The 21,599-nt window shown below is 37.5% G+C and carries 23 protein-coding genes; 10 read left to right on the forward strand and 13 right to left on the reverse strand.

Annotation, left to right across the window (positions count from 1 at the left end; translation table 11 throughout):
* The 3 genes from RLO81_RS05155 to RLO81_RS05165 all read left to right on the forward strand — a co-directional run.
* Positions 1 to 419 (forward strand): DUF5110 domain-containing protein (locus RLO81_RS05155; protein ID WP_350108191.1); only part of this gene is annotated, 419 nt, incomplete at its 5' end.
* A 21-nt stretch (positions 420 to 440) separates the two neighbouring features.
* Positions 441 to 1,640 (forward strand): glycosyltransferase family 4 protein, encoded by a 1,200-nt coding sequence (locus RLO81_RS05160; protein WP_350108194.1) that lies wholly within the window; start codon positions 441 to 443, stop codon positions 1,638 to 1,640.
* Position 1,641: 1 nt separating this feature from the next.
* Positions 1,642 to 2,610, forward strand: a complete 969-nt coding sequence (locus RLO81_RS05165) for a polysaccharide deacetylase family protein (protein ID WP_350108196.1) — start codon at positions 1,642 to 1,644, stop codon at positions 2,608 to 2,610.
* A gap of 75 nt (positions 2,611 to 2,685) precedes the next feature.
* On the opposite strand, the gene RLO81_RS05170 is transcribed toward RLO81_RS05165, so the two are convergent.
* The 3 genes from RLO81_RS05170 to RLO81_RS05180 form a co-directional block, all read right to left on the reverse strand.
* Positions 2,686 to 4,680 (reverse strand): alpha amylase C-terminal domain-containing protein, encoded by a 1,995-nt coding sequence (locus RLO81_RS05170; RefSeq protein WP_350108199.1) that lies wholly within the window; start codon positions 4,678 to 4,680, stop codon positions 2,686 to 2,688.
* A 147-nt stretch (positions 4,681 to 4,827) separates the two neighbouring features.
* The gene (locus RLO81_RS05175; protein WP_350108202.1) at positions 4,828 to 5,577 is read right to left on the reverse strand and encodes an SDR family oxidoreductase; all 750 of its coding nucleotides are present in this window, start codon (positions 5,575 to 5,577) and stop codon (positions 4,828 to 4,830) included.
* Positions 5,578 to 5,699: 122 nt separating this feature from the next.
* Positions 5,700 to 6,275: a TetR/AcrR family transcriptional regulator gene (locus tag RLO81_RS05180; protein WP_350108205.1), complete on the reverse strand. Its 576-nt coding sequence runs from the start codon at positions 6,273 to 6,275 to the stop codon at positions 5,700 to 5,702.
* 106 nt (positions 6,276 to 6,381) lie between these two features.
* On the opposite strand from RLO81_RS05180, the gene RLO81_RS05185 reads away from it, so the two are divergent.
* From RLO81_RS05185 to RLO81_RS05195, 3 genes are read left to right on the forward strand one after another with little or no spacing between them, the layout of a single operon-like run.
* Entirely contained in the window at positions 6,382 to 7,821 is a 1,440-nt protein-coding gene (locus RLO81_RS05185) for an FAD-binding domain-containing protein (protein WP_350108208.1), read from the forward strand.
* Positions 7,818 to 8,318 carry a GNAT family N-acetyltransferase gene (locus RLO81_RS05190; RefSeq protein ID WP_350108210.1) on the forward strand — a complete coding sequence of 167 codons (501 nt, stop codon included), beginning with the start codon at positions 7,818 to 7,820 and terminating at the stop codon, positions 8,316 to 8,318. Before RLO81_RS05185 ends, RLO81_RS05190 begins: the two co-directional genes overlap by 4 nt.
* A 45-nt stretch (positions 8,319 to 8,363) precedes the next feature.
* The gene (locus RLO81_RS05195; protein WP_350108213.1) at positions 8,364 to 9,209 is read left to right on the forward strand and encodes a 1,4-dihydroxy-2-naphthoyl-CoA synthase; all 846 of its coding nucleotides are present in this window, start codon (positions 8,364 to 8,366) and stop codon (positions 9,207 to 9,209) included.
* 32 nt (positions 9,210 to 9,241) lie between these two features.
* Here the strand turns inward: RLO81_RS05195 and RLO81_RS05200 are convergent, their stop codons facing one another.
* From RLO81_RS05200 to RLO81_RS05210, 3 genes are all read right to left on the reverse strand, one after another.
* On the reverse strand, positions 9,242 to 9,985 hold the full coding sequence (locus RLO81_RS05200; RefSeq protein ID WP_350108215.1) for a TMEM175 family protein: 744 nt from the start codon (positions 9,983 to 9,985) through the stop codon (positions 9,242 to 9,244).
* A gap of 85 nt (positions 9,986 to 10,070) precedes the next feature.
* On the reverse strand, positions 10,071 to 10,913 hold the full coding sequence (locus RLO81_RS05205; protein ID WP_350108217.1) for a universal stress protein: 843 nt from the start codon (positions 10,911 to 10,913) through the stop codon (positions 10,071 to 10,073).
* A gap of 91 nt (positions 10,914 to 11,004) precedes the next feature.
* The gene (locus tag RLO81_RS05210) at positions 11,005 to 11,895 is read right to left on the reverse strand and encodes a 1,4-dihydroxy-2-naphthoate polyprenyltransferase (protein WP_350108219.1); all 891 of its coding nucleotides are present in this window, start codon (positions 11,893 to 11,895) and stop codon (positions 11,005 to 11,007) included.
* 50 nt (positions 11,896 to 11,945) lie between these two features.
* Here RLO81_RS05210 and RLO81_RS05215 point away from each other — a divergent pair, with 50 nt between their 5' ends.
* From RLO81_RS05215 to RLO81_RS05225, 3 genes are read left to right on the forward strand one after another with little or no spacing between them, the layout of a single operon-like run.
* Positions 11,946 to 12,296, forward strand: coding sequence for a hypothetical protein (locus tag RLO81_RS05215; protein WP_350108221.1), 351 nt, complete (start codon positions 11,946 to 11,948; stop codon positions 12,294 to 12,296).
* Between the two features lie 13 nt (positions 12,297 to 12,309).
* Positions 12,310 to 12,639: a hypothetical protein gene (locus tag RLO81_RS05220; RefSeq protein ID WP_350108224.1), complete on the forward strand. Its 330-nt coding sequence runs from the start codon at positions 12,310 to 12,312 to the stop codon at positions 12,637 to 12,639.
* 1 nt (position 12,640) lies between these two features.
* Positions 12,641 to 12,979, forward strand: a complete 339-nt coding sequence (locus RLO81_RS05225) for an SdpI family protein (RefSeq protein ID WP_350108227.1) — start codon at positions 12,641 to 12,643, stop codon at positions 12,977 to 12,979.
* Here the strand turns inward: RLO81_RS05225 and argS are convergent, their stop codons facing one another.
* From argS to rocF, 6 genes are read right to left on the reverse strand one after another with little or no spacing between them, the layout of a single operon-like run.
* Positions 12,980 to 14,773: an arginine--tRNA ligase gene (gene argS, locus RLO81_RS05230; protein WP_350108230.1), complete on the reverse strand. Its 1,794-nt coding sequence runs from the start codon at positions 14,771 to 14,773 to the stop codon at positions 12,980 to 12,982.
* Positions 14,774 to 16,318, reverse strand: coding sequence for a GNAT family N-acetyltransferase (locus RLO81_RS05235; protein ID WP_350108233.1), 1,545 nt, complete (start codon positions 16,316 to 16,318; stop codon positions 14,774 to 14,776).
* Position 16,319: 1 nt separating this feature from the next.
* A complete protein-coding gene (locus tag RLO81_RS05240; protein WP_350108236.1) occupies positions 16,320 to 17,294 on the reverse strand; it encodes a deoxyhypusine synthase family protein in 975 nt (324 codons plus the stop codon).
* Between the two features lie 4 nt (positions 17,295 to 17,298).
* A complete protein-coding gene (gene ctlX / locus RLO81_RS05245; protein ID WP_350108239.1) occupies positions 17,299 to 18,240 on the reverse strand; it encodes a citrulline utilization hydrolase CtlX in 942 nt (313 codons plus the stop codon).
* A 3-nt stretch (positions 18,241 to 18,243) separates the two neighbouring features.
* A complete protein-coding gene (locus RLO81_RS05250) occupies positions 18,244 to 18,417 on the reverse strand; it encodes a hypothetical protein (protein WP_350108242.1) in 174 nt (57 codons plus the stop codon).
* A gap of 4 nt (positions 18,418 to 18,421) precedes the next feature.
* Positions 18,422 to 19,384 (reverse strand): arginase, encoded by a 963-nt coding sequence (rocF, locus tag RLO81_RS05255; RefSeq protein WP_350108245.1) that lies wholly within the window; start codon positions 19,382 to 19,384, stop codon positions 18,422 to 18,424.
* A 110-nt stretch (positions 19,385 to 19,494) separates the two neighbouring features.
* Here rocF and RLO81_RS05260 point away from each other — a divergent pair, with 110 nt between their 5' ends.
* Positions 19,495 to 20,889, forward strand: coding sequence for a type III PLP-dependent enzyme domain-containing protein (locus RLO81_RS05260; RefSeq protein WP_350108248.1), 1,395 nt, complete (start codon positions 19,495 to 19,497; stop codon positions 20,887 to 20,889).
* Here RLO81_RS05260 and RLO81_RS05265 read toward each other — a convergent pair.
* A complete protein-coding gene (locus tag RLO81_RS05265; protein WP_350108251.1) occupies positions 20,886 to 21,389 on the reverse strand; it encodes a D-glycero-alpha-D-manno-heptose-1,7-bisphosphate 7-phosphatase in 504 nt (167 codons plus the stop codon). The genes RLO81_RS05260 and RLO81_RS05265 overlap by 4 nt on opposite strands.
* Positions 21,390 to 21,599 lie beyond the last annotated feature (210 nt).

Raw genomic sequence — 21,599 nt, forward strand, 5'->3', positions numbered from 1 at the left:
CACCTTTGGACCAACTTCCGCTATTTGTAAAAACTGGGGCAGTAATACCGATGCAGCCAAAAATGCAATATGTAGATGAATTTGAACCTGAAGCCTTTACATTGCACATTTATGCTGGTGAAAAAACTACCACTTCTACTTTGTATGAAGATGATGGGCATAGTAAGGACTTTGAAAGAGGCTTGAGTACCATAAGAAAATTCGTCCAAAAACATGAAACGAATTATATCAGTATTACACAAATTATAGAAGGCGACTATGAGTCTTCTTTCCAAAGCTTTGAAGCCTTGTTGCATACGATGAAAGAAATACCTAAATCTATTACTGTAGATGGAAAATCAGTGAGTTTTATTCAGGAAAATAATAACATAAAGTTCATCGTGAACAAGTCATTTAGAGAGATTAAAATAGAAACTTAGACAACCAAAACGCATTAAGCTATGAAGATATTAATGATAGGTCCTTCAAAATCTGACAGCCATAATTTTGGTTTTGGCCTGGCTACAGAAAATATTGCCGTGCAGCTTGGTGCCATGTCTGAACTAACCATTGTTTCGCCTGTACAGGCCTCAGCCATAGCATCCGAAGAAACCAATGGCCAAATTGAAGTGGCCATAAAGGAAAGCCTGTTAGATGCTAAATCAGTTGATGCCACAGCTGTGGAGATACATATCGAAACAATTTTAACCCCCTACTTTTACCATCCATCTCATGAGAAACCCACCACCGAAGTCACAGTGTCGTCTGTTGAAATTAAGAAAGCTTTAAAAGCATATAGTCAATCGGTCATCAAGCATGTGGAATCATTAGATTATGATGTTATTTATGCGCATGATTGGCTTTCTATCGGTGCGGCAATCCATCTAAAAGAGAAGTATAACAAACCTCTGGTTTTGCACATCCACGCGCTCGATTATGACCGAACCGGAAAAAAATCTGATTCATGGGTGTATAAATTAGAAAAAGAGGGGTTAGAAAAGGCAGATATGATTATCGCAGTAAGCGAATATCACGCTCGTATTATGCAGCGTCATTACACCATAGATAAAAAGAAAATAAAAGTCGTGCACCTGGCAAGTCAAAAAACAAAACCGGTAGAATACATCTCACCTTTCGAAGAAGATGTGATTCTTTTTGCCGGGCGCTTGAGTCATCAAAAAGGCATATTTACCTTTATTGACATCGCTTCGGAGCTTATTAAAAATTATGACAACCTGAAATTTGTGGTGGCGGGAAACGGTGAACTATCACAAGAAGTTGTGAGCAAGGTGAACGAAAAAGGCCTGGCCAATTATTTTAGTTTTACCGGGCTTTTAGAAAGAGCAGCTTTGCATGCGCTAATGAAAGAAAGTAAAGTTTTGGTAGTTCCATCCATATCTGAACCTTTTGGTTTGGTGGCACTGGAAGCTGCATTAAACGAACTACCTGTGATAATTACTTCAAATAGTGGTGTGATAGAAATTCTCAAAGGCTCATTCATTCCAGAGAAAGAAAATGTAGCGGGTTATGTAAAACTTATTAAAGAAGTGCTTACAGACAATGATAGCATTGCCAAAGGAGTAGCCAAAAACAAAGAAGCAGCACTTAAACGAACCTGGCAGCATGTGGGTGAGGAAGTTTATAAACTATTAGCCTCCTAAAATGAATAGCTATCAGGTACTACATTATCATTTCACACTCCCACCAAAGAAAATATCTTTTTTGGAAGTAAGTAAGGTTGGAAGTTTGATTGGTGTTAATGAACTATCAACGTACGATAAAGAAACCCTTACAAGTAGATTAGCATTACTGTTTAAATTTCTGAAGAAGAAAAATTATGTTCTTGTATATTTTAGCTCTTCATTTTTGGATATGCTGGAAAAAGAGTTCCCTTCTAATCTGGATACAATAAAAGGCCATGTAAAAAGTGGGGAAATTGTATTAGTTGCTTCGTGTGCTTATCATTCATTAAGTTTTTTATGCCATCCAGCGCTTTTTAATAAGGAAGTTGAATTTCATAAGAATGTTTACAAAAAACACTTTAACAAACAGGCTGATTGGTTTATTAATACAGCAGGATTATTTAATGATCAACTCATTAACCATCTCAATCAACATAATTTTAAAGGGCTTTTGGCCCCTGCCAACAGTTGGCACCTTAATGAAATAAAAACAGCAGATTACTATCAATCAGCTGGAGAAAAGCCAATCAAGATATTACTTTCAAATGGCGATAGCAGCAAGGGCATTTATGCCTGTTTGGCTAATGGATTTGGTAGTGGTTACAATGATCAAGACCTGCAATCGTCAAACCTTCAAGAATTGAAGAAGTATCTGTCTAGTAAAACAAAAAAGGATATTTACTCGGCCAGTATGCCTTTAAGTTCACCAGAATGGTCGAATCCGATGGCTCAGTATTTATCCAGTCCCCTACAAAAAGCCATATTTGAGGAAAGTAGAAGGTTGATTGACAAAGCCCATCAAAAATTAACGGATGAAGACTGGATGGTAATCATGCTAATTTGCCAACCAGAGATGCTATTTAAATTAAGTTCTAATCATCAAAACGCATTTCAACATTTTATCAATTGCATGAATGTTCTGACTGCCATTGGATTGAAATATAAATAGTACGTTATAATGGGATTTAGATTTTGGATAAATAAAGCTTGAATAAATGTAAAGCTTCATTTTCGGGATGACGTTCTAAACTCTTTTAAATACAAAAGCAGTTCTGTTAACGGCATAAATAGAAAGGTAATTCTCTCCATTCTCCTGAAAGCTTTCGTGCACAACATCCTCGTCTACTCGTCCATGACCACCAAATTGTACATCATCAGAGTTAAGTAAATACGTATACTTGCCCTTTTTTGGTACCCAAAACTTATAATCGGGAATTGAATTTGTTGGACTGAAATTGAATACAAAAATCAAGTTTCCTCGTTCAAAAATGAGTACCTGATTAGTCTCATCCATATTAATTAGATTAGCTGCTTGAGAGGAAAGAATTTTGTTTTCTTCAATTAATTTGATCATGGCTTTATCAAAATCATTGAGGTAGCTAAATTTCAAATCTTCATTATCTACCAACGACCACTGTCTGCGGGCATATTTGTAACTCCAATCATTTCCCTCTCTTGGAAAGTCTAGCCACTCAGGGTGACCAAATTCATTACCAAAGAAATTCAAATAGCCCTCCCCGCCTGCGGAAGCTGTTACTAACCGGATCATTTTATGAAGTGCAATTCCACGATCAATAATGAGGTTTTCGTCCTCTTTATTCATGTGCCAATACATCTCCTTATCCATCAGCCAAAAGGCTATAGTTTTGTCGCCTACCATTGCCTGATCATGAGATTCAGCATAGGCTATGGTTCTTTCTTTATATCGCCTATTGCTTAGCACATTCCAAATTTCTTCCATCTTCCACTCTTCATCCGATTTGTGTTTCAATAGCTTTATCCACGAATCAGGAATGCCCATCCCTAACCGATAGTCAAAACCAAGACCGCCTGCCTCAATTGGCTGACACATGCCTGGCATGCCACTCATATCTTCTGCTATTAAAATACTATCTGGCTTTATCCTTTTAGCAACGGTTGAGGCCAATTGTAGATAGCGCACGGAGTCCCAATCTACACCATCTTTGAAATATTTATCATAATGATCAAAACCAACACCATTACCATGATGATGATATAGAATGCTTGTTACCCCATCAAAACGAAACCCATCAAAATGAAACTCCTCCAACCAATAGCGCACATTAGAAAGTAAAAATCGTTCTACTTCCTCCTTACCATAATCAAATAACTTGGAATCCCAACCTTCATGATAGCCCTTCCCGCCTTCATGAAAATACTGATGGCCACTACCGTCAAAATTATTGAGTCCTTCAGCTTCATTCTTGACCGCATGTGAATGCACAATGTCCATAATCACCGCTATACCCATAGTATGTGCCGTGTTCACCAACGATTTCAGTTCATCGGGTGTACCAAACCGTGAAGAAGGAGCAAAGAAATTAGACACATGATAGCCAAAAGAACCATAATAAGGGTGCTCAGCTACGGCCATTAATTGAATACAGTTATACCCCAATGCCTTTACTCGTGGTAATACCTCTTTTTCAAATTCCTTATATGTGCCAACACCTTCTTTTTCTTGCGCCATGCCTGTATGGCATTCATAGATTAGCGGTGCACCAACTTTTTTAAGATTAAATTTCTGATCTGTCCATTTAAAATGTTTTTCAGGGTGCCAGAGGCAAGCTGTAAAATCATGTGTTTCAGTATTTTGAACGGTGAATTTCGTGTAAGCAGGAAGTTTATCAGCAACACCATTGGGAGATCCTACTCTCACTTTTAATCGAGATAAATGTTTAAGACCCTCTGATTCTGGAATAAATGTTTCCCAGATACCATTTCCAATATTGGTTAATGGATGTTTAGAATCATCCCAGTTGTTAAATTCACCTATAATACTTAATGAGGTTGCAGCTGGCGCCCATTCTCGATAAATCCAGCCCTTTTGTTTCTTATCATAATTGAAACCTAGCTCCTTATGTCTTAGTGTATATTTTTCTATTGATCCATGATCCTTTTCTATTTCAGATATTCGCTGTTTGAAGTAATCAAGCCGCGTTTGAAGATCAGCTTCATAAGGCTTTAACCAAGGATCATCTTCAATAAGTTGTAGCATAAGTTTAGAATTCTATTTGAACTTAATAAGGTAGTAAAAAGTAGCTTGCTATTGTAATTATAAACGTGATTTAATGAAATTAAAAAACCATCTGCCAACTAGCAGATGGTTTTCTGATCTATATAATTGGCCTTTTAGGCTCTTGATTTATACCTGACTTAGTCCTCCGTCAACTTCAAGCTCCACACCATTCACGAATGATCCATCGGCAGAAGCCAAAAATAATACTGCACTGGCTAGTTCATCCGCAGAGCCAAATCTACCTAGTGGCACTTGTTGTGCGAAACCTGCACCCATTTCTTGTACAGCTTCTTCGGGCATTCCTAACTTACCGTAAATTGGTGTCTCAATAGGGCCTGGAGCTACACTCACTGTTCTGATTTTCTTAGCCTTTAATTCACTGGCTAACACTCTTGTTAATGATCTCAAGGCTGCTTTTGTAGCACTGTAAACGCCTGTTCCGTCAAAGCCTTTTTGGCCAACTACTGAAGTGTTTGAGACAATTACGGCACCTTCCGGTAAATGAGGAAGTGCTTCCTTAATAGTAAAGAATGGATTCTTTACGTTAATATTGAATTGTGTGTCAAAGTGATCTTCATCTATTGCATCAATAGGTAAGAAATAGGCTACACCAGCATTTAAAAACAGAATATCAATTCTTCCATGTTTAGCAACAGTTGCATCTACTACTGTCTTCGCTGAGCTCACGATGGAAGCATCGGCCAACACATAATCAGCACCGTTCCCAATTTGAGCAACGGCATCTTTTAATGCATCTTCTCTCCTACCCGAGATCACCACTTTTGCTCCTTCTTTTGCAAAAAGTTTTGCTGTTGCTAATCCTATTCCACTGTTCCCACCAGTTATTAAAGCGACTTTGTTATCTAATTTTCCCATTGTTAAGTTATTTATAATTTTATTTGAAACGTTTGTTCCAGATAACGAAAATATTGAAACGTTTGTTTCAAATAAAATAAAAAAAAGTAAATTATTTTGTAACTAACTGGTATACAGGGATATTAAAGAACAGAAAGAACCTGATCAGCTATGCCTTTAATGTGCTTTTTATTGCCATCAATCATCGAGGTAACTCTTAAACCTTGAAGTGAAGAGAATAAATAATGTGCTAAAACCTCAGCATCTTTTGCTGCATCGACCTCACCTACTTGCTGAGCTTTTTCAATAAGTGATTTAAAAGTGGTTACAACAGCACATTTATTATCTGATAAAAATCCTTTGATTTTTGGGTCTGCATTACTCATTTCTGTAGCGCAATTTGACAAAAAACAGCCTTTATTCTGCTCTTCATTTAGTTGCTCCCACGTAGCATTGAATAACATTTCAATGGCCTTCTTTGGCGATTGTGTTTTCTGTGCTGCTGTCGTCAATAAATCATTTTGTTGTGCCTGATAATGCTTTAAGGCTGCAATAAACAAGTTGTATTTATCTCCATAAGTATTGTAAATACTTGATCTATTTAGTCCTGTAGCATCCACCAGATCTTGCATAGAAGTAGCATTATAACCCTTCTCCCAAAAGAGATCGGTTACTCTGCTGATTACATCATCTCTATCAAATAATACTGACTTAGGCATATACTGAAACAAACGTTTCAAACAAAAATAAGTTCAAAAATTATCATTAACCAACTAACTGCGAAGTTGTTAACAAAGGGTGTCCGATGCAGTTACAATTGTCTGGTTGAAGAGAGACCTTCGTTTGAGAGATCATGCAGCCTTGTTTCATGCTGCACAATCTGGCAACCCTATTCTGTTTCTCTATGTGTACGAACCAATTCTCTTAAACCATCACCATTACTCGGCAAGGCATTTTCAATTTATCCAACAATCGTTAAGCGATTTGGATAAACAACTCGCCAAATTCAATACACAAATCCTAAGACTGCAGGGCAATTTCATTGAGGTATTTGAACGATTAACTAGTCAGTTTTCAATTGATTCGGTTCATTCCCATGAAGAAGTAGGTGTAAAAGTCACTTTTGATCGCGACTTAGAGTTTAAAGCCTACTGCACTCAAAACCACATCAAGTGGATTGAACATCCTGACAATGGCATTATCCGTGGTTTAACTAATCGCGAACAGTGGACAAAGCATTGGTACAACTTTATGTCGCAGCCAGTTTATAGAGTGGATATGACTTCCACTACATTCTTCACCTCAGAGCAAATTAACAGGCTCAACAAAGTTTCGAAATCCAGCTTAAATAAAGTACAAGTTGTCGATACTTTTCAGGTCGGTGGCGAGTTGCAAGCACATAAAGTTTTGAAGTCATTTACCTCTAGCCGTATCAAGGAGTATTCAAGAGGTATTTCCAAACCGGAAATGAGTAGAACGAGTTGCAGCCGCTTATCTCCTTATCTGGCTTGGGGCAATATTTCCATCAGGCAAGTATATCAGGCTATACAAGATTTAAAGAAAGAGGGCAAGAACAAATCTCAAATTTCAGCGGTCTCCTCACGCTTGCGATGGCGCAGCCATTTTATGCAGAAATTTGAATCTGAATGTTCCATGGAATTTAGATCAGTAAATAAAGGGTACAGAACACTGCAAAAAAATGATTCAGAGGAACTTCTGAAATTATGGAAAGAAGGAAAAACAGGCTTCCCTTTGGTGGATGCTTGCATGCGTTGCCTCAATGAAACCGGTTATATCAACTTTAGAATGCGCGCGATGCTTACTTCGTTCGCTACACATTTGTTATGGCTTCCATGGCAAAGTATAACCAGCCATTTAGCTCAACAGTTTTTAGATTTTGAGCCGGGCATTCACTTTCCGCAAATTCAAATGCAGGCGGGTGTTACCGGTACAAATACTATCCGAATATACAACCCCATTAAACAGTCCAAAGACCATGATCCTGATGGTAGGTTCATTAAAAAATGGGTGCCTGAACTGACTAATTGCCCGACAGAGTTTATTCACGAACCTTGGTTAATGACTTCGCTGGATCAGCAACTGGCTAATTTTTATCCTGCCAAAGAATATTTTCTACCAATAGTTGATCAGAAGGAAGCAGCAAAGCAAGCACGCCAAAAGATCTGGAGTCATAGAAAAAATGAATTGGTGAAAGAAGAAAAAAAACGGATCTTGGCAAAACACGTAATCCCGAAAAAGAATTGATAGCCACAACAGAACGTCTGACTCTACGAAAAATAACACTTGACGATTATGAATTTATCTACACTTTAGTGAATACACCCGGCTGGCTTGAGTTTATTGGTGAAAGAAATATACACGACTCTGCATCTGCCATGTCGTACATTACCAACTGGGCAATCAGCAGATATGAACAATTTGGTTATGGCCCCTATTTAGTATCTCTGAAAGACACTCACCAACCTATTGGTGTTTGTGGATTATTTACCAGAGATTACCTGGATTCTCCTGATATTGGTTTTGCTATACATCCTGATTTTATGCATAAAGGCTATACCTATGAAGCCTCAATGGCTGTAATAAATAATGCTACTGAGTTAGGATTAAATAAATTATTTGCCGTTACTACAAGAAAAAATATTTCATCGAAACAACTAATCAAGAAGCTGGGATTCAAAGCAAGTAAGGTGAAAAATTCCAACAACGATTTGATATTTGAATTGAATTTAACGGATTCATAAAACCATTTTTCATTAGCTTTACCATGATTAAAAAATCTTCAAATTATGGAAAAAGCTAATTGGACTACAGCCAAGGAATATACTGATATCACTTATAAAAAATCTGGTGCCGTGGCCAGAATTGCCTTTAACAGACCTGAAGTAAGAAATGCCTTCAGACCTAAAACTACCGCTGAATTGTATGATGCATTCTCCGATGCAAAAGAAGATAGCTCTATTGGAGTAGTACTCCTTTCTTCTGAAGGACCTTCCCCAAAAGATGGAGTGTATTCATTCTGCTCTGGTGGGGATCAAAGAGCCAGAGGTGAGTCGGGTTATGTGGATGATGGTGGTGTTGGCCGCTTAAACATTCTTGAAGTACAGCGCTTGATCAGGTTTATGACTAAGCCTGTAATTGCAGTAGTTTCCGGCTGGGCAGTTGGTGGGGGTCATAGTTTGCATGTTGTTTGTGACCTAACACTGGCCAGTAAAGAACATGCCATTTTTAAACAAACCGATGCCGATGTTACCAGCTTTGATGGTGGCTACGGGTCAGCTTATCTGGCTAAAATGGTGGGGCAAAAACGTGCAAGGGAAATTTTCTATCTGGGAAGAAACTACTCTGCGCAAGAGGCTTATGATATGGGTATGGTCAATGCTGTTGTACCACATAACGAGTTAGAAGATACAGCCTATGAGTGGGCTCAGGAAATTTTGGCTAAATCGCCTATGTCTATACGTATGTTGAAATTTGCCTTTAACCTTACTGATGATGGCATGGTTGGCCAGCAGGTATTTGCCGGTGAGGCTACACGCCTTGCTTACATGACTGAAGAAGCTAAAGAAGGAAGAAATGCCTTTTTGGAGAAAAGAAAACCTGATTTTAGCAAGTTTCCACGAGTATCAAATTAACTACAGGAACTTCATAACACTATTTATAAAGGCTACTTATAAAATAGCCTTTTCTTTCTTCTTTCTCTCAAGTAGTTAAATAGAGGCATCACAATGGAATACGACCAGTAGACAAATCCACTAATCATAAATGAGTATTTACCACCAATCATTGCAATAAAAACTGAAAGTAATGGGATGCCAGCCATAATAAAGTTATCATACATGCTTGTCTTAGTATGATAGACTTCAATTGGTGATAATTCAAGAGCATTTCTGCGATTATATGCTATTAAATACATTAAACCCAGTACTATAAATACAGCAGCAGCACCGAAGCCATATATGATCATTAATGAGCCTGTTTCGTTAGGAGCAATCATATAAGTAAATGTATAATCAATCAATTTTTGATCCCTGTTAATTACTGCAACAAGAACATTATAAAGAATGGTAAATAAGAACTTTAGGGGATACACATAAATAAGAATTAAGAATAGAAGCAACGCATTAATCGCCACTATTTTAACATCCTTAAATCCGTACCGGATAAAGAAAATATAGTGCTGGTACCAAATTATCATTAGCAAGGTGATGCAGATACCAAAAGGAACGATATTATGAAAAGATTCCGTTAGTTCTTTGAATGATTCTGGAACTGATGATGATAAAATTAATAAGGTTACCGCCAGTGCAAAAACGGCATCGCTAAATGTTTCAATTCTGGTTTGTTCTTCCCCCCGATTTTTAAATTCAGGGTTCATACCAAAGTCAGTGCCTTTCAAAGATTGACGCATTGTTGAAAATAATGATTTATTCAACTGCAACAAAAAAAGCCCGACTCAAATTGAATTGGGCTATATTAATTCGTACAACATTTTATTAATGCTTCATAGAAAAAGTAAGCACTGGGCGCTTAGAGTGGTTTACCACCTCCTCGGCAATACTACCTGCCACGAGGTGTGCCAATCCTTTTCTTCCATGTGTTGCCATCACGATCAAATCTGCATCTATTTCTTCGGCAAAGTGGATGATGCCTTCTTCTTCTGTTACATCATTAAAAACCCTTACTTCATATTTTTTGATGCCACTTTCTTTGGCATATTCATGCAATTCCCTAACAGAATCTACATCAGTTTGAAAATTATTGGGCGTATTTATTCTTACAATGTGTGTATTCACATCAAAGAATTCACCTATGGTTTTAATAATTTCGATATGTTTTCCTTGTGCGTCTTTCAGCCCAGTGGCAAAAGCAATGTTTTTTAGCTTGTTGATATCAGCCGGTCCATGAACAGTAAGCACCGGGCATTTGGCATGTCTTACCACTTTTTCTGCATTAGAACCAATAAATAATTCTTTAGCACCTGTAGCTCCTTTTGTCCCCATAACAACGAGGTCAATCTCATATTCTCCAATCATGTCCTGCACGCTGTAGTATGGATTACCTACCCGTATTTCTTCCTTTATCTCTACTCCTTTGTGCTTCTCTTTTACGTTATTAAATTCTCGCTTAGCGTTCTCGATAAGTTTATAAATGAATAACCGATCCTGCATGTTTGGCATGGCTAGCTCACCCGTATACTGCACTGATGAAACTGATGCATCTTCCACTACATGAAGCAATATAATCTCAGCATTTACTTTCTTTGCCAGATTAGCAGCAAGGTCGGTTGCATTTTTTGCCAGCTCTGAAAAATCGGTAGGTATGAGTATCGTTTTCATGATTACTATCTTTTGTTGATACAATATTGAGAAACTACAATCTAGATTCGCATGCTCTAAATCACCGTCTCAACTGATATTAATCAAATTATTAAATTAATTGTCCTATTCCAAAAAGGACAACAAAAAGTAAGGTAGATAAAGCCATTTGCTTCAGATAAGGATCCAGTTCATTAGGGTTCATCTTGGTTTTCACAGCTTTGATGTTGGCAATGAATAGCGGCACCATAATTACAAAAGCAAACTGAGAAATTGATGTATAAATTAATACGCTATAAACACAGGCAGAAACGATTCCAATAGAAATAAGTGCTACATGATAATTGATAGCAGCAGACCTGCCTATTCTCACTGGCACAGAAAATTTACCCGCCTTTTTATCTGATTCTATATCCCTGATATTATTCACATTTAGCACTGCTACAGAAAATAGCCCACAACTAATGGCTGGTAAAAGCAGCTCCCATTCAAAGGTATTGGCATATAAATAATAAGAACCTACCACGCCCACAATTCCGAAGAAAATGAACACGGAAAGGTCACCCAGGCCGATATAACCATACGGTTTTCTGCCTGCTGTATAAGCTATTGCTGCTAATATAGCTCCAATACCCACTGCAAAAAAGAACAAAAATGCCTGCCAGTTTAAACCGAAGGCAATGTACAGTAATGAGATGCCGCTTATCAAAGAAAGCAGAACGAAAATGATCATTGCTGCTTTCATTTGATTCAAACTAATGGCACCAGACTGTACCATTCTACTCGGCCCTTGCCTTTCGACATGATCTGCCCCATTTACAGAGTCGCCATAATCATTGGCCAGATTTGATAAAATTTGAAGAAAAATCGTGGTTAATGCACAGAGTGAAAAGATTACAATGTTAAAATTGCCTTCTGCAGCAGCAATGAAACTGCCCATACCTATGCTTGATAATGCTAAAGGTAAGGTTCGTAATCTAAATGCCGTTAACCATTTTTTCATTGCAGTTGTTTTCTAAATAGATTAAATTATAAAAGCAAAAATACAACGCCATGGAAAAGAAACTGTTATTATTCGTGTTAATTCTACTAGCCACCAATAGTTGGGGTCAAATAAATAAGTATTTCGAAAAAAAGGAAGCAAGTAGTTTAATTACCCTGCCCGAATTTACCTTTCCAGATTTCAGCCAAAGTTATACACTTGAGTTCTCTAGCTTACAATTTGAGGAATCTGGTAATATTTGGGATGTTCAGGCACCATTTGTACCTGTAAATCAAGCCTGGATTGGTACCACACAAGAAAGTAACTTTATGTGGAACAACAGGCCGGTTAAAACGACCTACCAATTTGATGTTAATGGCCGATTAAGGAGCTCGTCTATGAGCTTTAAACTGAATAAATAGCTATATTAGTAATATGAAGTTTTCAATATTACTTATTGCTATAAGTGTATTTTTCACTCTTAATTCTGTTTATGCTCAGGTTAACCCTAATTTGAGTAAGGTTAATGGTGCTATCTTAACAGAAGCTAACCTTAGCGATTACAATTTAAATCTTGATAATGCTCCGCTTTTATTTCAAAATCCAATTGCTTATCAGAGTAATTTAAAAACAGCTTTTGATCCGTCTCAACTTCCAGAACCAATTAACTATGGTTACGAAACCGATGAATTTGATAGGCCAGGTGTTACAATTAGAGTAAAATCTAAATGGTTTGGAAGAATTAAATTCCCAATTTCTCCATAAGATGATGCACTTAGTATTCGGACCGTTAATGACAGTGATGGGTCTTTTATTTTTGAACTTTCCTCCAAAGAATATCAATGCATTTTATGGATATCGAACTCCTATGTCAAGAAAGTCTCAAGAAACCTGGGATTTCGCCAATCGACTATCTGCTAAAATGATTGTTGGCATAGGAATAATTACCAGTTTATTTCAAATTCTATTGATATATTCCTTACCTACAGAATCGGCAATAAATTTCTCAGCAATAACTCTGATTGTATTATTGATTGCTCACATACCATTTGTTGAATACAAGCTGAGACACGAATTTGACAATAAAGGCAATTCAATAAATTGATTACATCCTTTCAGGAACTGTAATACCTAACAGTCCCATTGCCTTTTGAATGGTTTCTGCCACTACTTTAGAAAGTGCAATTCTAAATTTAAAGGCAGCTTCGTTTTGCTCATTGAAAATTGATATTTCCTGATAAAAACGATTATACTCTTTTGCTAACTCATATACATAATTGGCAATGGTATCAGGTGAATAGTGGTCGCCCGCTTCCTTAATTTTTTCGGGATAATCGTTCAATAGAAATATCAAATTCCTTTCAGAGCTCTGTAGCCCTTTATCAAGGTCAAAGTCAGCCGCGGTTGGCACAACACCTAATTGATTGGCTTTTCGCAGTATCGCTGAGATTCTTGCGTGCGTGTATTGAATAAATGGTGCTGTATTTCCCTGAAATTGAATGGATTCCTGTGGATCGAACAACATTCGTTTTTTAGGGTCAACCTTCAATAAAAAGTATTTCAATGCTCCAAGCCCCAACGTATTATATAGTTCCTCTGCTTGCTCTTCTGTGAAATCGTCTACCTTACCCAGCTCTTCTGTGTGTTCTTTTGCAGTGGTCATCATTTCCTGCATCAAATCATCGGCATCTACCACTGTACCTTCTCTTGACTTCATCTTGCCGCTAGGCAGATCTACCATACCATAGGAAAGATGATAGCATTCTTTCGCCCACTCATAACCTAATTTATCGAGAATCAGAAACAAAACTTTGAAGTGATATTCCTGCTCATTACCGACAGTATATATTTGTTTTGAGATGTTAGGGAAATCCTTAAATCTTAAAATGGCCGTCCCAATATCCTGAGTCATGTACACAGAGGTGCCATCAGCTCTTAAAATTAGCTTTTCGTCAAGACCATCTTCCGTCAGGTCTACCCAAACCGACCCATCATCTTTTTTAAAGAAAATTCCTTTGTCTACCCCTTCCTGTGCCTGATCCTTCCCTAATAAATAGGTATCAGATTCATAATAGAGCTTATCAAAATCAACGCCCATTTGCTTGTAGGTAGCCTCAAACCCTGAATACACCCAGCCATTCATTGTTTCCCAAAGCTTATAAGTTTCTGGGTTTCTTCTCTCCCATTTCAACAATAAATCCTGAGCTTTTTTAAAGATTGGCGCTTGTTTCTCGGCCTCCTCTTTGGGCATACCACCATCTACAAGCTCAGCAATTTGCTTTTTATACTCCTGGTCAAATTTCACATAGTAATCGCCTACCAACTTATCACCTTTCTTACCAGTAGACTCTGGAGTTTCGCCATTACCATACTCCAGCCAGGCAATCATTGATTTACAAATATGAATGCCTCTGTCATTAATAATCTGCACTTTATGAACCTTATTGCCATTGGCTTTAAGAATCTCAGCTACCGACCAGCCCAAGAAGTTATTTCTCAAATGGCCTAAATGCAAAGGCTTGTTTGTGTTTGGTGACGAATACTCCACCATCACCTCTTTTCCGTTCGATGGAAAGAAACCAAAATTTTCAGCTCCATGAATATCTTTGAATACGGCCAACCATGTGGCATCCGATAGTTCAATATTTAAGAAACCTTTGACCACGTTAAAACCGGCAACTATGTTGCAGTTGGATTTTAAGTACTCCCCAATGGCCTTTCCTGTTTCCTCAGGATTCTTTTTGGATAAGCGAGCATAAGGAAAGCAAACAAAAGTGTGTGAACCTTCAAATTCTTTTCTAGTAGGCTGAAGGCTGATTTCACTTTCACTTAGAGATGCACTAAATAGCTCACTAAATGCCTTTGAAATGGATTGTACTAACGTGGTTTCTATGTTCATTTATTTTTTCAATTTCACCTCATAGAGGTCTTTTCGTCTATCATTTAGGTTTCTTACACTACCATGCATATTCAAATGTTTTAAGTCATTCAAATCAACATCGCAGATAATGGTATTTTCTGTATTAGGTGTGCCCTCAGCAACTGTTGCATTGGATGGAAAGGCAAAGTCAGAAGGTGAAAAAACCGCTGATTGCCCAAACTGAATATCCATATTCACTACTTTAGGCAAATTACCGACACTACCAGATATAGCTACATAGCATTCATTTTCAATAGCTCTGGCTTGTGAGCACAATCGAACTCTCAAATAACCATTCTGCATATCAGTAGCAAAAGGCACAAATAATATCTGCATCCCTTGATCGGCCAAGATCCTGCTCAACTCAGGAAATTCAGCATCATAGCATATGAGAATGCCAATTTTTCCTGCATCTGTATCAAAGGCCTTGATTTTGTTTCCCCCGGTCATTCCCCAATCGGAACGTTCTGCTGGCGTTACATGTATTTTTGGTTGTACCTCCCACGTTCCATCCCTGCGAAGCAAATAGGCCACGTTGTATAGCTTATCATCTTCATAAACAGGCATACTACCCGCTATAATGTTGATGTTATACTCCAAAGCAAATTGAAGCATTTTATCTCTTATCTGATCTGTATAACCAGCCAGGTTTCTGATAGCGGTAGCGGCATTATCCTCATTAAACTCAGCCATTAATGGCGCATTGAATAGCTCTGGAAAAAGCACAAAATCTGCTTTATAGCCACTTACGGCATCCACAAAGAACTCAACATTATCAAAAAATGATTCTAAGTTTCTAACAGCACGCAACTGCCATTGAACTACGCCAATTCTGGCGTGGGACCTTCCTGATCCAATGTCTATGCTATCCTGATAATAAATATTGTTCCACTCAATAAGTACGGCATTTTGTGCACTTTCCTTATCATCTGGCAGATATCTCTTTAATACTTTCTTTACGTGAAAATCATTACTCATCTGAAAGTAAAGTACAGGATCATAAATTTCCTTATCTCTCACTTTTTGTATGTACTGCCTTGGTGTTAGCTCCTCGCTATGCTTGTGATAGTTAGGCATTCTTCCACCTGCGATGATTGATTTAAGGTTCAGGTTCTCGCACAACTCTTTTCGGGCATCATATAAACGTCTGCCCAGTCTTAGACCACGGTAATCTGTATCAACACATACATCGATACCATACAATACATCACCTTCATCATCATGTGTTTTAAAAGAAGCTGCTTTACCACCAATGATTTGGTCGTATGTGTGATTGTCACTAAATTTTTTATAATCAACAATGATTGAAAGAGCAAAGGCTACAAGCACTCCATTATCCTCCACACATATCTGACCCTCAGGAAAAATATCAAGCAGCTTCTTGATGTTTTTCTTTTCCCATAAATCATCGCGCATGGTGGGGTAGCTTTTGTGCATGACCTCAACAATCCTTTCATAGTCGTCTAAAACTATGTTTCGAATCTTGAGCAGATAGGTAGAATTGTCTTGTGTTTTAGCTTCCATATTACCAGCCTAAAACGTATCCAAAAATGAGTGGCGCCACAATAGTGGCATCAGACTCTACAATATATTTTGGTGTATTAATATCCAGCTTACCCCAGGTAATTTTCTCATTTGGTACGGCTCCCGAATAGCTACCATAACTAGTGGTAGAATCAGAAATCTGACAGAAATAACTCCAAAATGGGGTATCTTCTCTTTCCATGTCCTGATACAACATTGGAACCACGCAAATAGGAAAGTCTCCAGCAATACCCCCGCCAATTTGGAAGAAACCAATGCCCTTATCTTCAGCATTATCGGTGTACCAATCGGCCAACCACATCATGTATTCGATGCCTGACTTCATTGTACTGGCTTTTAATTCGCCTTTAATGCAGTAGGAAGCGAAAATATTTCCCAGTGTGGAATCTTCCCAGCCTGGAACTACCATTGGTAGGTTTTTCTTGGCGGCTTCAACCATCCAGCTATTTTTTGGATCAATCTCATAGTACTGTTCCATAATGCCCGAATTCAATAATCTGAAGAGGAATTCGTGAGGAAATAGTCTCTCACCATTATCTTCAGCATCTTTCCAAATTTTGAAAATATGTTTTTGTATTCTTCTAAAAGCTTCTTCTTCCGGGATGCAGGTATCCGTTACTCTGTTCAATCCCTTCTCTAACAAATCCCATTCTTCCTGTGGTGTTAAGTCACGATAATTAGGTACCCTTCTATAATGCGAATGCGCCACAAGGTTCATTACATCTTCTTCCAGGTTGGCACCTGTACAAGATATAATATGCACCTTATCTTGTCTGATCATCTCAGCAAGCGATTTGCCAAGCTCACCGGTACTCATTGCACCAGCTAATGATATCAGCATTTTTTTATTCTCGCTGAGGTGTTTTTTATATCCTTTTGCTGCATCTACTAAAGCTGCTGCATTAAAATGTAAATAGTGTTGGTTGATGAAATCTGTTATAGGAGTATTAGCCATAATTTTATTTTTTAGGTAAAAAGACTTCTGCCATCATACATCTCGCACTTCCGCCACCAAGGGCTTCAATAGTATCTAGAGAGCTATGGATTATTGGGCAGTATTTTTCTATTCTACTAATTTGATCTTCATTTAATGATTGATATGCTGCACCTGACATTACCAAATAAATTTTACCATCTTCTGACCTTACCTGAAGCATATTGCCAGCAAAGCGATGTTTTTGATCTTCTGATATGGCGATAATTTCCTTACCAGTAGTTTCAAGTTTATCAGTGACAGCCTTTCTTTCATCCTGTACGTCAATGCTATCGGTACATAATATAGCAAATTCATCGGCCACACACATCATTACGTTCGTATGATATATCGGTAATCTTTTACCATCAACATCCTGATTTGCTATAAATTTAACAGCTTCATAGCCAAAAGCCTCACAAAACTCGTTTAACGGTGGCTCTTGAGTTCGCTCAGACATTGCCGCATACACTATTTTATTTGGTCTGTCTAAGATCATGCTTCCTGTTCCTTCCAGAAATACATCAGAAGCTTCAAACTCCGTAAAATCAACTAGCGCGCTCACATTAAAATCTGCTCTTAGCGTTTCGATGATATCACTCCTTCTTTCCAGCCTTCTATTCTCTGCAAACATGGGATAGAGTCCGATTCTGCCATCGTCATGAAAAGATATCCAGTTATTTGGGAATATTGAATCTGGCGTATCAGGATCTGAAGTATCATTAACTACAATTACATTAACGCCCTTTAATCGCAACTTTTCTACAAAGTCGTCAAACTCTTTTAACGCTTTTTCCTGCACTTCATTGGAAGATAAACCGTCAAGAACTTTTTGATAATAATTGTTTACTGCTGTCTGTTCGTTCATTCTAAACCGAACGGGTCTAATCATTAATATTGTATCAGTGCTTTGTCCTAATTTATCCATTCTCTATATTATGGTAGTGTTGAACATATTTAAACTTCCATTTCTAAATACTTCCATTTTTGCAATTTCAATAGTTGGAATTTCCTCCATCACATAATCCCAAATTTTCGAATGCTCATTCACCTTCAATCTTACAGTACGAATCATTAACAGTTTTTCGGTTACCTGGATAGCCATTCAATTAGCTCATCATGCTATTGGTAGTTTCTTCCAATATTTCAAAAGCAGTTTCTGCCATTTTATTTTCCGTATCCAATGTTGGATTTACTTCCACCATCTCCCAGCCTACTAACTTTGGAGATTTTACTAACTCGCAATTCAAAATTTTAGCCTCTTCTGCAGTTAATCCATTTTTTACAGGTGTACCGGTACCCACAGAAATCTCAGAATCCATACTATCAACATCAAAAGAAACGTAAATAATGTCGCAGTTATCAAGGCGGTCTAATGCTTGTTTGGCCACTTCTTTTGCGCCCAGCTTTCTAACCTCATCAGTAGTGAAATTTTTAATTGAGTATTTATTCAGCAAGAATTGTTCTGGTTCTTCCAGATCGCGGGCTGAAATGAATACGATGTCAGAAAGGTCAATTTTCGGGCCTTTGAAACCGATATTTTTTATTTTTTCCCACAGTTCTACCGTCTCTTTTTTTGGGTTGTTGATTCGGCAATCCATATTATCTAAAGAACCAACCATTGCTAACGGCATACCGTGCATATTACCTGAAGGAGTGGTGTAAGGCGTATGTAAATCGGCATGTGCATCAATCCAGATTACGCCAAGTCGTTTGTTTTTATAGTGATTTTTAATGCCCATGATTGTGCCGGCCGCAGTAGAATGATCGCCAGCAAGTACTAATGGAAAATTATCTTCATCCAACACCTTTTTCACCATTTCAGAAACTCTTGACTCCATCGTGTAGACACCATCAATAAACTTAGCATGTGGATGCTCAAAACCATCAAAAAGAATTTCATTCACCGTTTCAACTTCTTCTTCATCGAATCTGGTGAAATAATCTGAATTAAGATCTAAACTTGCTATTTTCAGGGCGTCAATACCTAAACTGGCACCTCTTGTACCTGCGGCTATTTCTGATTTTACCTGTACGATTCGAATCCTATCTTCGGAAATATTCTTTTCCATAATTGTTTTTATTAACTTATCAGTCGCCATGTGAAATTTGGCTTTGCAAAGATTGCTAATTTATACCAATATTGCATGGTAATGTTCAAAGACAGATAAGTACCAATTGAATGAAGAAATACGTTGATTTAATAGAGCAAACCTTTTATTTCCCGCAAAAAGAATTTCAGGTTATAAATGATGAATTACATTTTCATGATGTGCCTTTGATGGACATCATTAAAAAATATGGAACGCCACTTAAATTAACTTATTTGCCAAAAATTGGCGAGAACATCAGGTATGCTAAAAAGTTGTTTGCCGATGCTTTCGAAAAACATAAATATGAAGGCTCATACACCTACTGCTATTGCACCAAATCATCGCATTTCAACTTTATTCTTGAAGAAGCTTTAAATAATGATATTCATCTTGAGACTTCATCATCCTATGACATTCCCATTGTAAGAAAACTACATGAGAAGGGAAAGATCAATAAAAACACATACATCGTTTGCAATGGTTTTAAAAGGCCACTTTACCGTGAATACATTTCAGGCTTATTGAATGATGGTTTTAAAAACTGCATTCCGGTGCTAGATAACCTGACGGAACTCAGTCACTATGAAGAGCATGTGAATGGTGAATATCATGTTGGTATTCGTGTGGCTGCAGATGAAGAACCAAATTTTGAGTTCTATACTTCTCGGTTAGGAATCCGATATGGTGATATCAACCATCTGTATAAAGATCAGATTAAGCCAAGTAAAAAGGCTAAACTTAAAATGCTTCACTTTTTTATCAATACAGGTATTAAAGATACAGCTTATTACTGGAGTGAATTAAGTCGTTTTATATTTAAATATTGTGAGCTAAAAAAGGACTGCCCTGAATTAGACACCATAGATATTGGTGGTGGATTTCCGATAAAAACATCCTTACACTTTGAGTACGATTATAAGTACATGATCGAACAGATTGTAGAGAATATCAAATGGATTTGTGGTAAGAACAACGTGCCAGTACCGAATATTTTTACTGAGTTTGGAAGCTTTACTGTAGGCGAAAGTGGTGCGGTGCTCTACTCCATCATGAACGAAAAGCTTCAGAATGACAAAGAGTTGTGGTATATGATTGATGGTTCATTTATTACTCACTTGCCTGATGCGTGGGGGCTGAACCAGAAGTACATTATGCTACCTTTGAACAAGTGGGATAATATGTATCATAAGGTTAATATAGGTGGTTTAACATGTGATAGTATGGACTATTATAACTCTGAGGCACATTCCAGTGAGGTATTCTTGCCAATGTTAGAGTCTAATGAAACCGACCCGTTATATATTGGTTTTTTCCATACTGGGGCTTATCAAGAGTCGTTAGGTGGCTATGGCGGGATACAACATTGTTTAATACCCGCACCTAAGCATGTTTTAATTGATAAGGATAAAAATGGTAAGGTTACAACTAAGTTATTTGCCGATGAGCAAACCAGTGATTCGATGCTTAAAACGCTTGGCTATTAACCGAAAATAACTTCTACCGCATCAGGTAAATCTTTTACCTTATAATCAGCATTGATGCTGTCTGAATAATCTACCTGGATAGTTTTTAATCCAAGTTTTTTGGCTGGAATCAAATCCCTGTCTTTATCACCTATCATCCAAGATAGTTTTGTATCGATGTTGTACTTCGCAATGGCTCTCTCAAACATTAATGAGCCTGGCTTGCGCGACAAGGTTTCTGAAAAACTTGGATGGCCAGGAGCAAAGTAAAAATCATCGATGGCATTATCCCACTTTTGTTGCATAATGTTGTGCACCTTATGCATATCTTCTTCTGAATAAATTCCTTTCGTAATTCCGGATTGATTGGTGATTACAATAATCAAGTACCCTGCATTTTTTAGTGACTTTAGTGAATCCTCTACGCCAGGAAGGATAAATAACTTATCTTCTGAATACACGTAATCAACAAAATCTTTATTTAAAACACCATCTCGATCCAGAAAAACGCATTTATTCAAAATCAATGAATTTTAGTAAAACAAAAGAGGCGTAAAATTAGTATAATGATTAGAAATTCAAATCTTATAAAATAAGATTGGTTAGGATTTAGTATTTTTGAAATTCACTGCAACAAAAAAACTTGAACGACAGCTTAGTAATTATACCTACCTATAATGAGAAAGACAACATACGTCTGATCATTGATGCAGTCGTTTCACTACCGAAGG

Source organism: Fulvivirga sp. (assembly GCF_040220315.1).
Classification (GTDB): Bacteria; Bacteroidota; Bacteroidia; order Cytophagales; family Cyclobacteriaceae; genus Fulvivirga.

Coding starts and splice junctions, on each gene's coding strand:
- RLO81_RS05160 (WP_350108194.1), top strand. CDS start 441: ATGAAGATATTAATGATAGGTCCTTCAAAATCTGACAGCCATAATTTT.
- RLO81_RS05205 (WP_350108217.1), bottom strand. CDS start 10,913: ATGAAAACGATACTCATACCTACCGATTTTTCAGAGCTGGCAAAAAAT.
- RLO81_RS05225 (WP_350108227.1), top strand. CDS start 12,641: ATGATGCACTTAGTATTCGGACCGTTAATGACAGTGATGGGTCTTTTA.
- RLO81_RS05210 (WP_350108219.1), bottom strand. CDS start 11,895: ATGAAAAAATGGTTAACGGCATTTAGATTACGAACCTTACCTTTAGCA.
- RLO81_RS05180 (WP_350108205.1), bottom strand. CDS start 6,275: ATGCCTAAGTCAGTATTATTTGATAGAGATGATGTAATCAGCAGAGTA.
- RLO81_RS05215 (WP_350108221.1), top strand. CDS start 11,946: ATGGAAAAGAAACTGTTATTATTCGTGTTAATTCTACTAGCCACCAAT.
- RLO81_RS05250 (WP_350108242.1), bottom strand. CDS start 18,417: ATGGCTATCCAGGTAACCGAAAAACTGTTAATGATTCGTACTGTAAGA.
- RLO81_RS05235 (WP_350108233.1), bottom strand. CDS start 16,318: ATGGAAGCTAAAACACAAGACAATTCTACCTATCTGCTCAAGATTCGA.
- RLO81_RS05165 (WP_350108196.1), top strand. CDS start 1,642: ATGAATAGCTATCAGGTACTACATTATCATTTCACACTCCCACCAAAG.
- argS (WP_350108230.1), bottom strand. CDS start 14,773: ATGAACATAGAAACCACGTTAGTACAATCCATTTCAAAGGCATTTAGT.
- RLO81_RS05170 (WP_350108199.1), bottom strand. CDS start 4,680: ATGCTACAACTTATTGAAGATGATCCTTGGTTAAAGCCTTATGAAGCT.
- RLO81_RS05200 (WP_350108215.1), bottom strand. CDS start 9,985: ATGCGTCAATCTTTGAAAGGCACTGACTTTGGTATGAACCCTGAATTT.
- rocF (WP_350108245.1), bottom strand. CDS start 19,384: ATGGAAAAGAATATTTCCGAAGATAGGATTCGAATCGTACAGGTAAAA.
- RLO81_RS05240 (WP_350108236.1), bottom strand. CDS start 17,294: ATGGCTAATACTCCTATAACAGATTTCATCAACCAACACTATTTACAT.
- RLO81_RS05260 (WP_350108248.1), top strand. CDS start 19,495: ATGAAGAAATACGTTGATTTAATAGAGCAAACCTTTTATTTCCCGCAA.
- RLO81_RS05220 (WP_350108224.1), top strand. CDS start 12,310: ATGAAGTTTTCAATATTACTTATTGCTATAAGTGTATTTTTCACTCTT.
- RLO81_RS05195 (WP_350108213.1), top strand. CDS start 8,364: ATGGAAAAAGCTAATTGGACTACAGCCAAGGAATATACTGATATCACT.
- ctlX (WP_350108239.1), bottom strand. CDS start 18,240: ATGGATAAATTAGGACAAAGCACTGATACAATATTAATGATTAGACCC.
- RLO81_RS05175 (WP_350108202.1), bottom strand. CDS start 5,577: ATGGGAAAATTAGATAACAAAGTCGCTTTAATAACTGGTGGGAACAGT.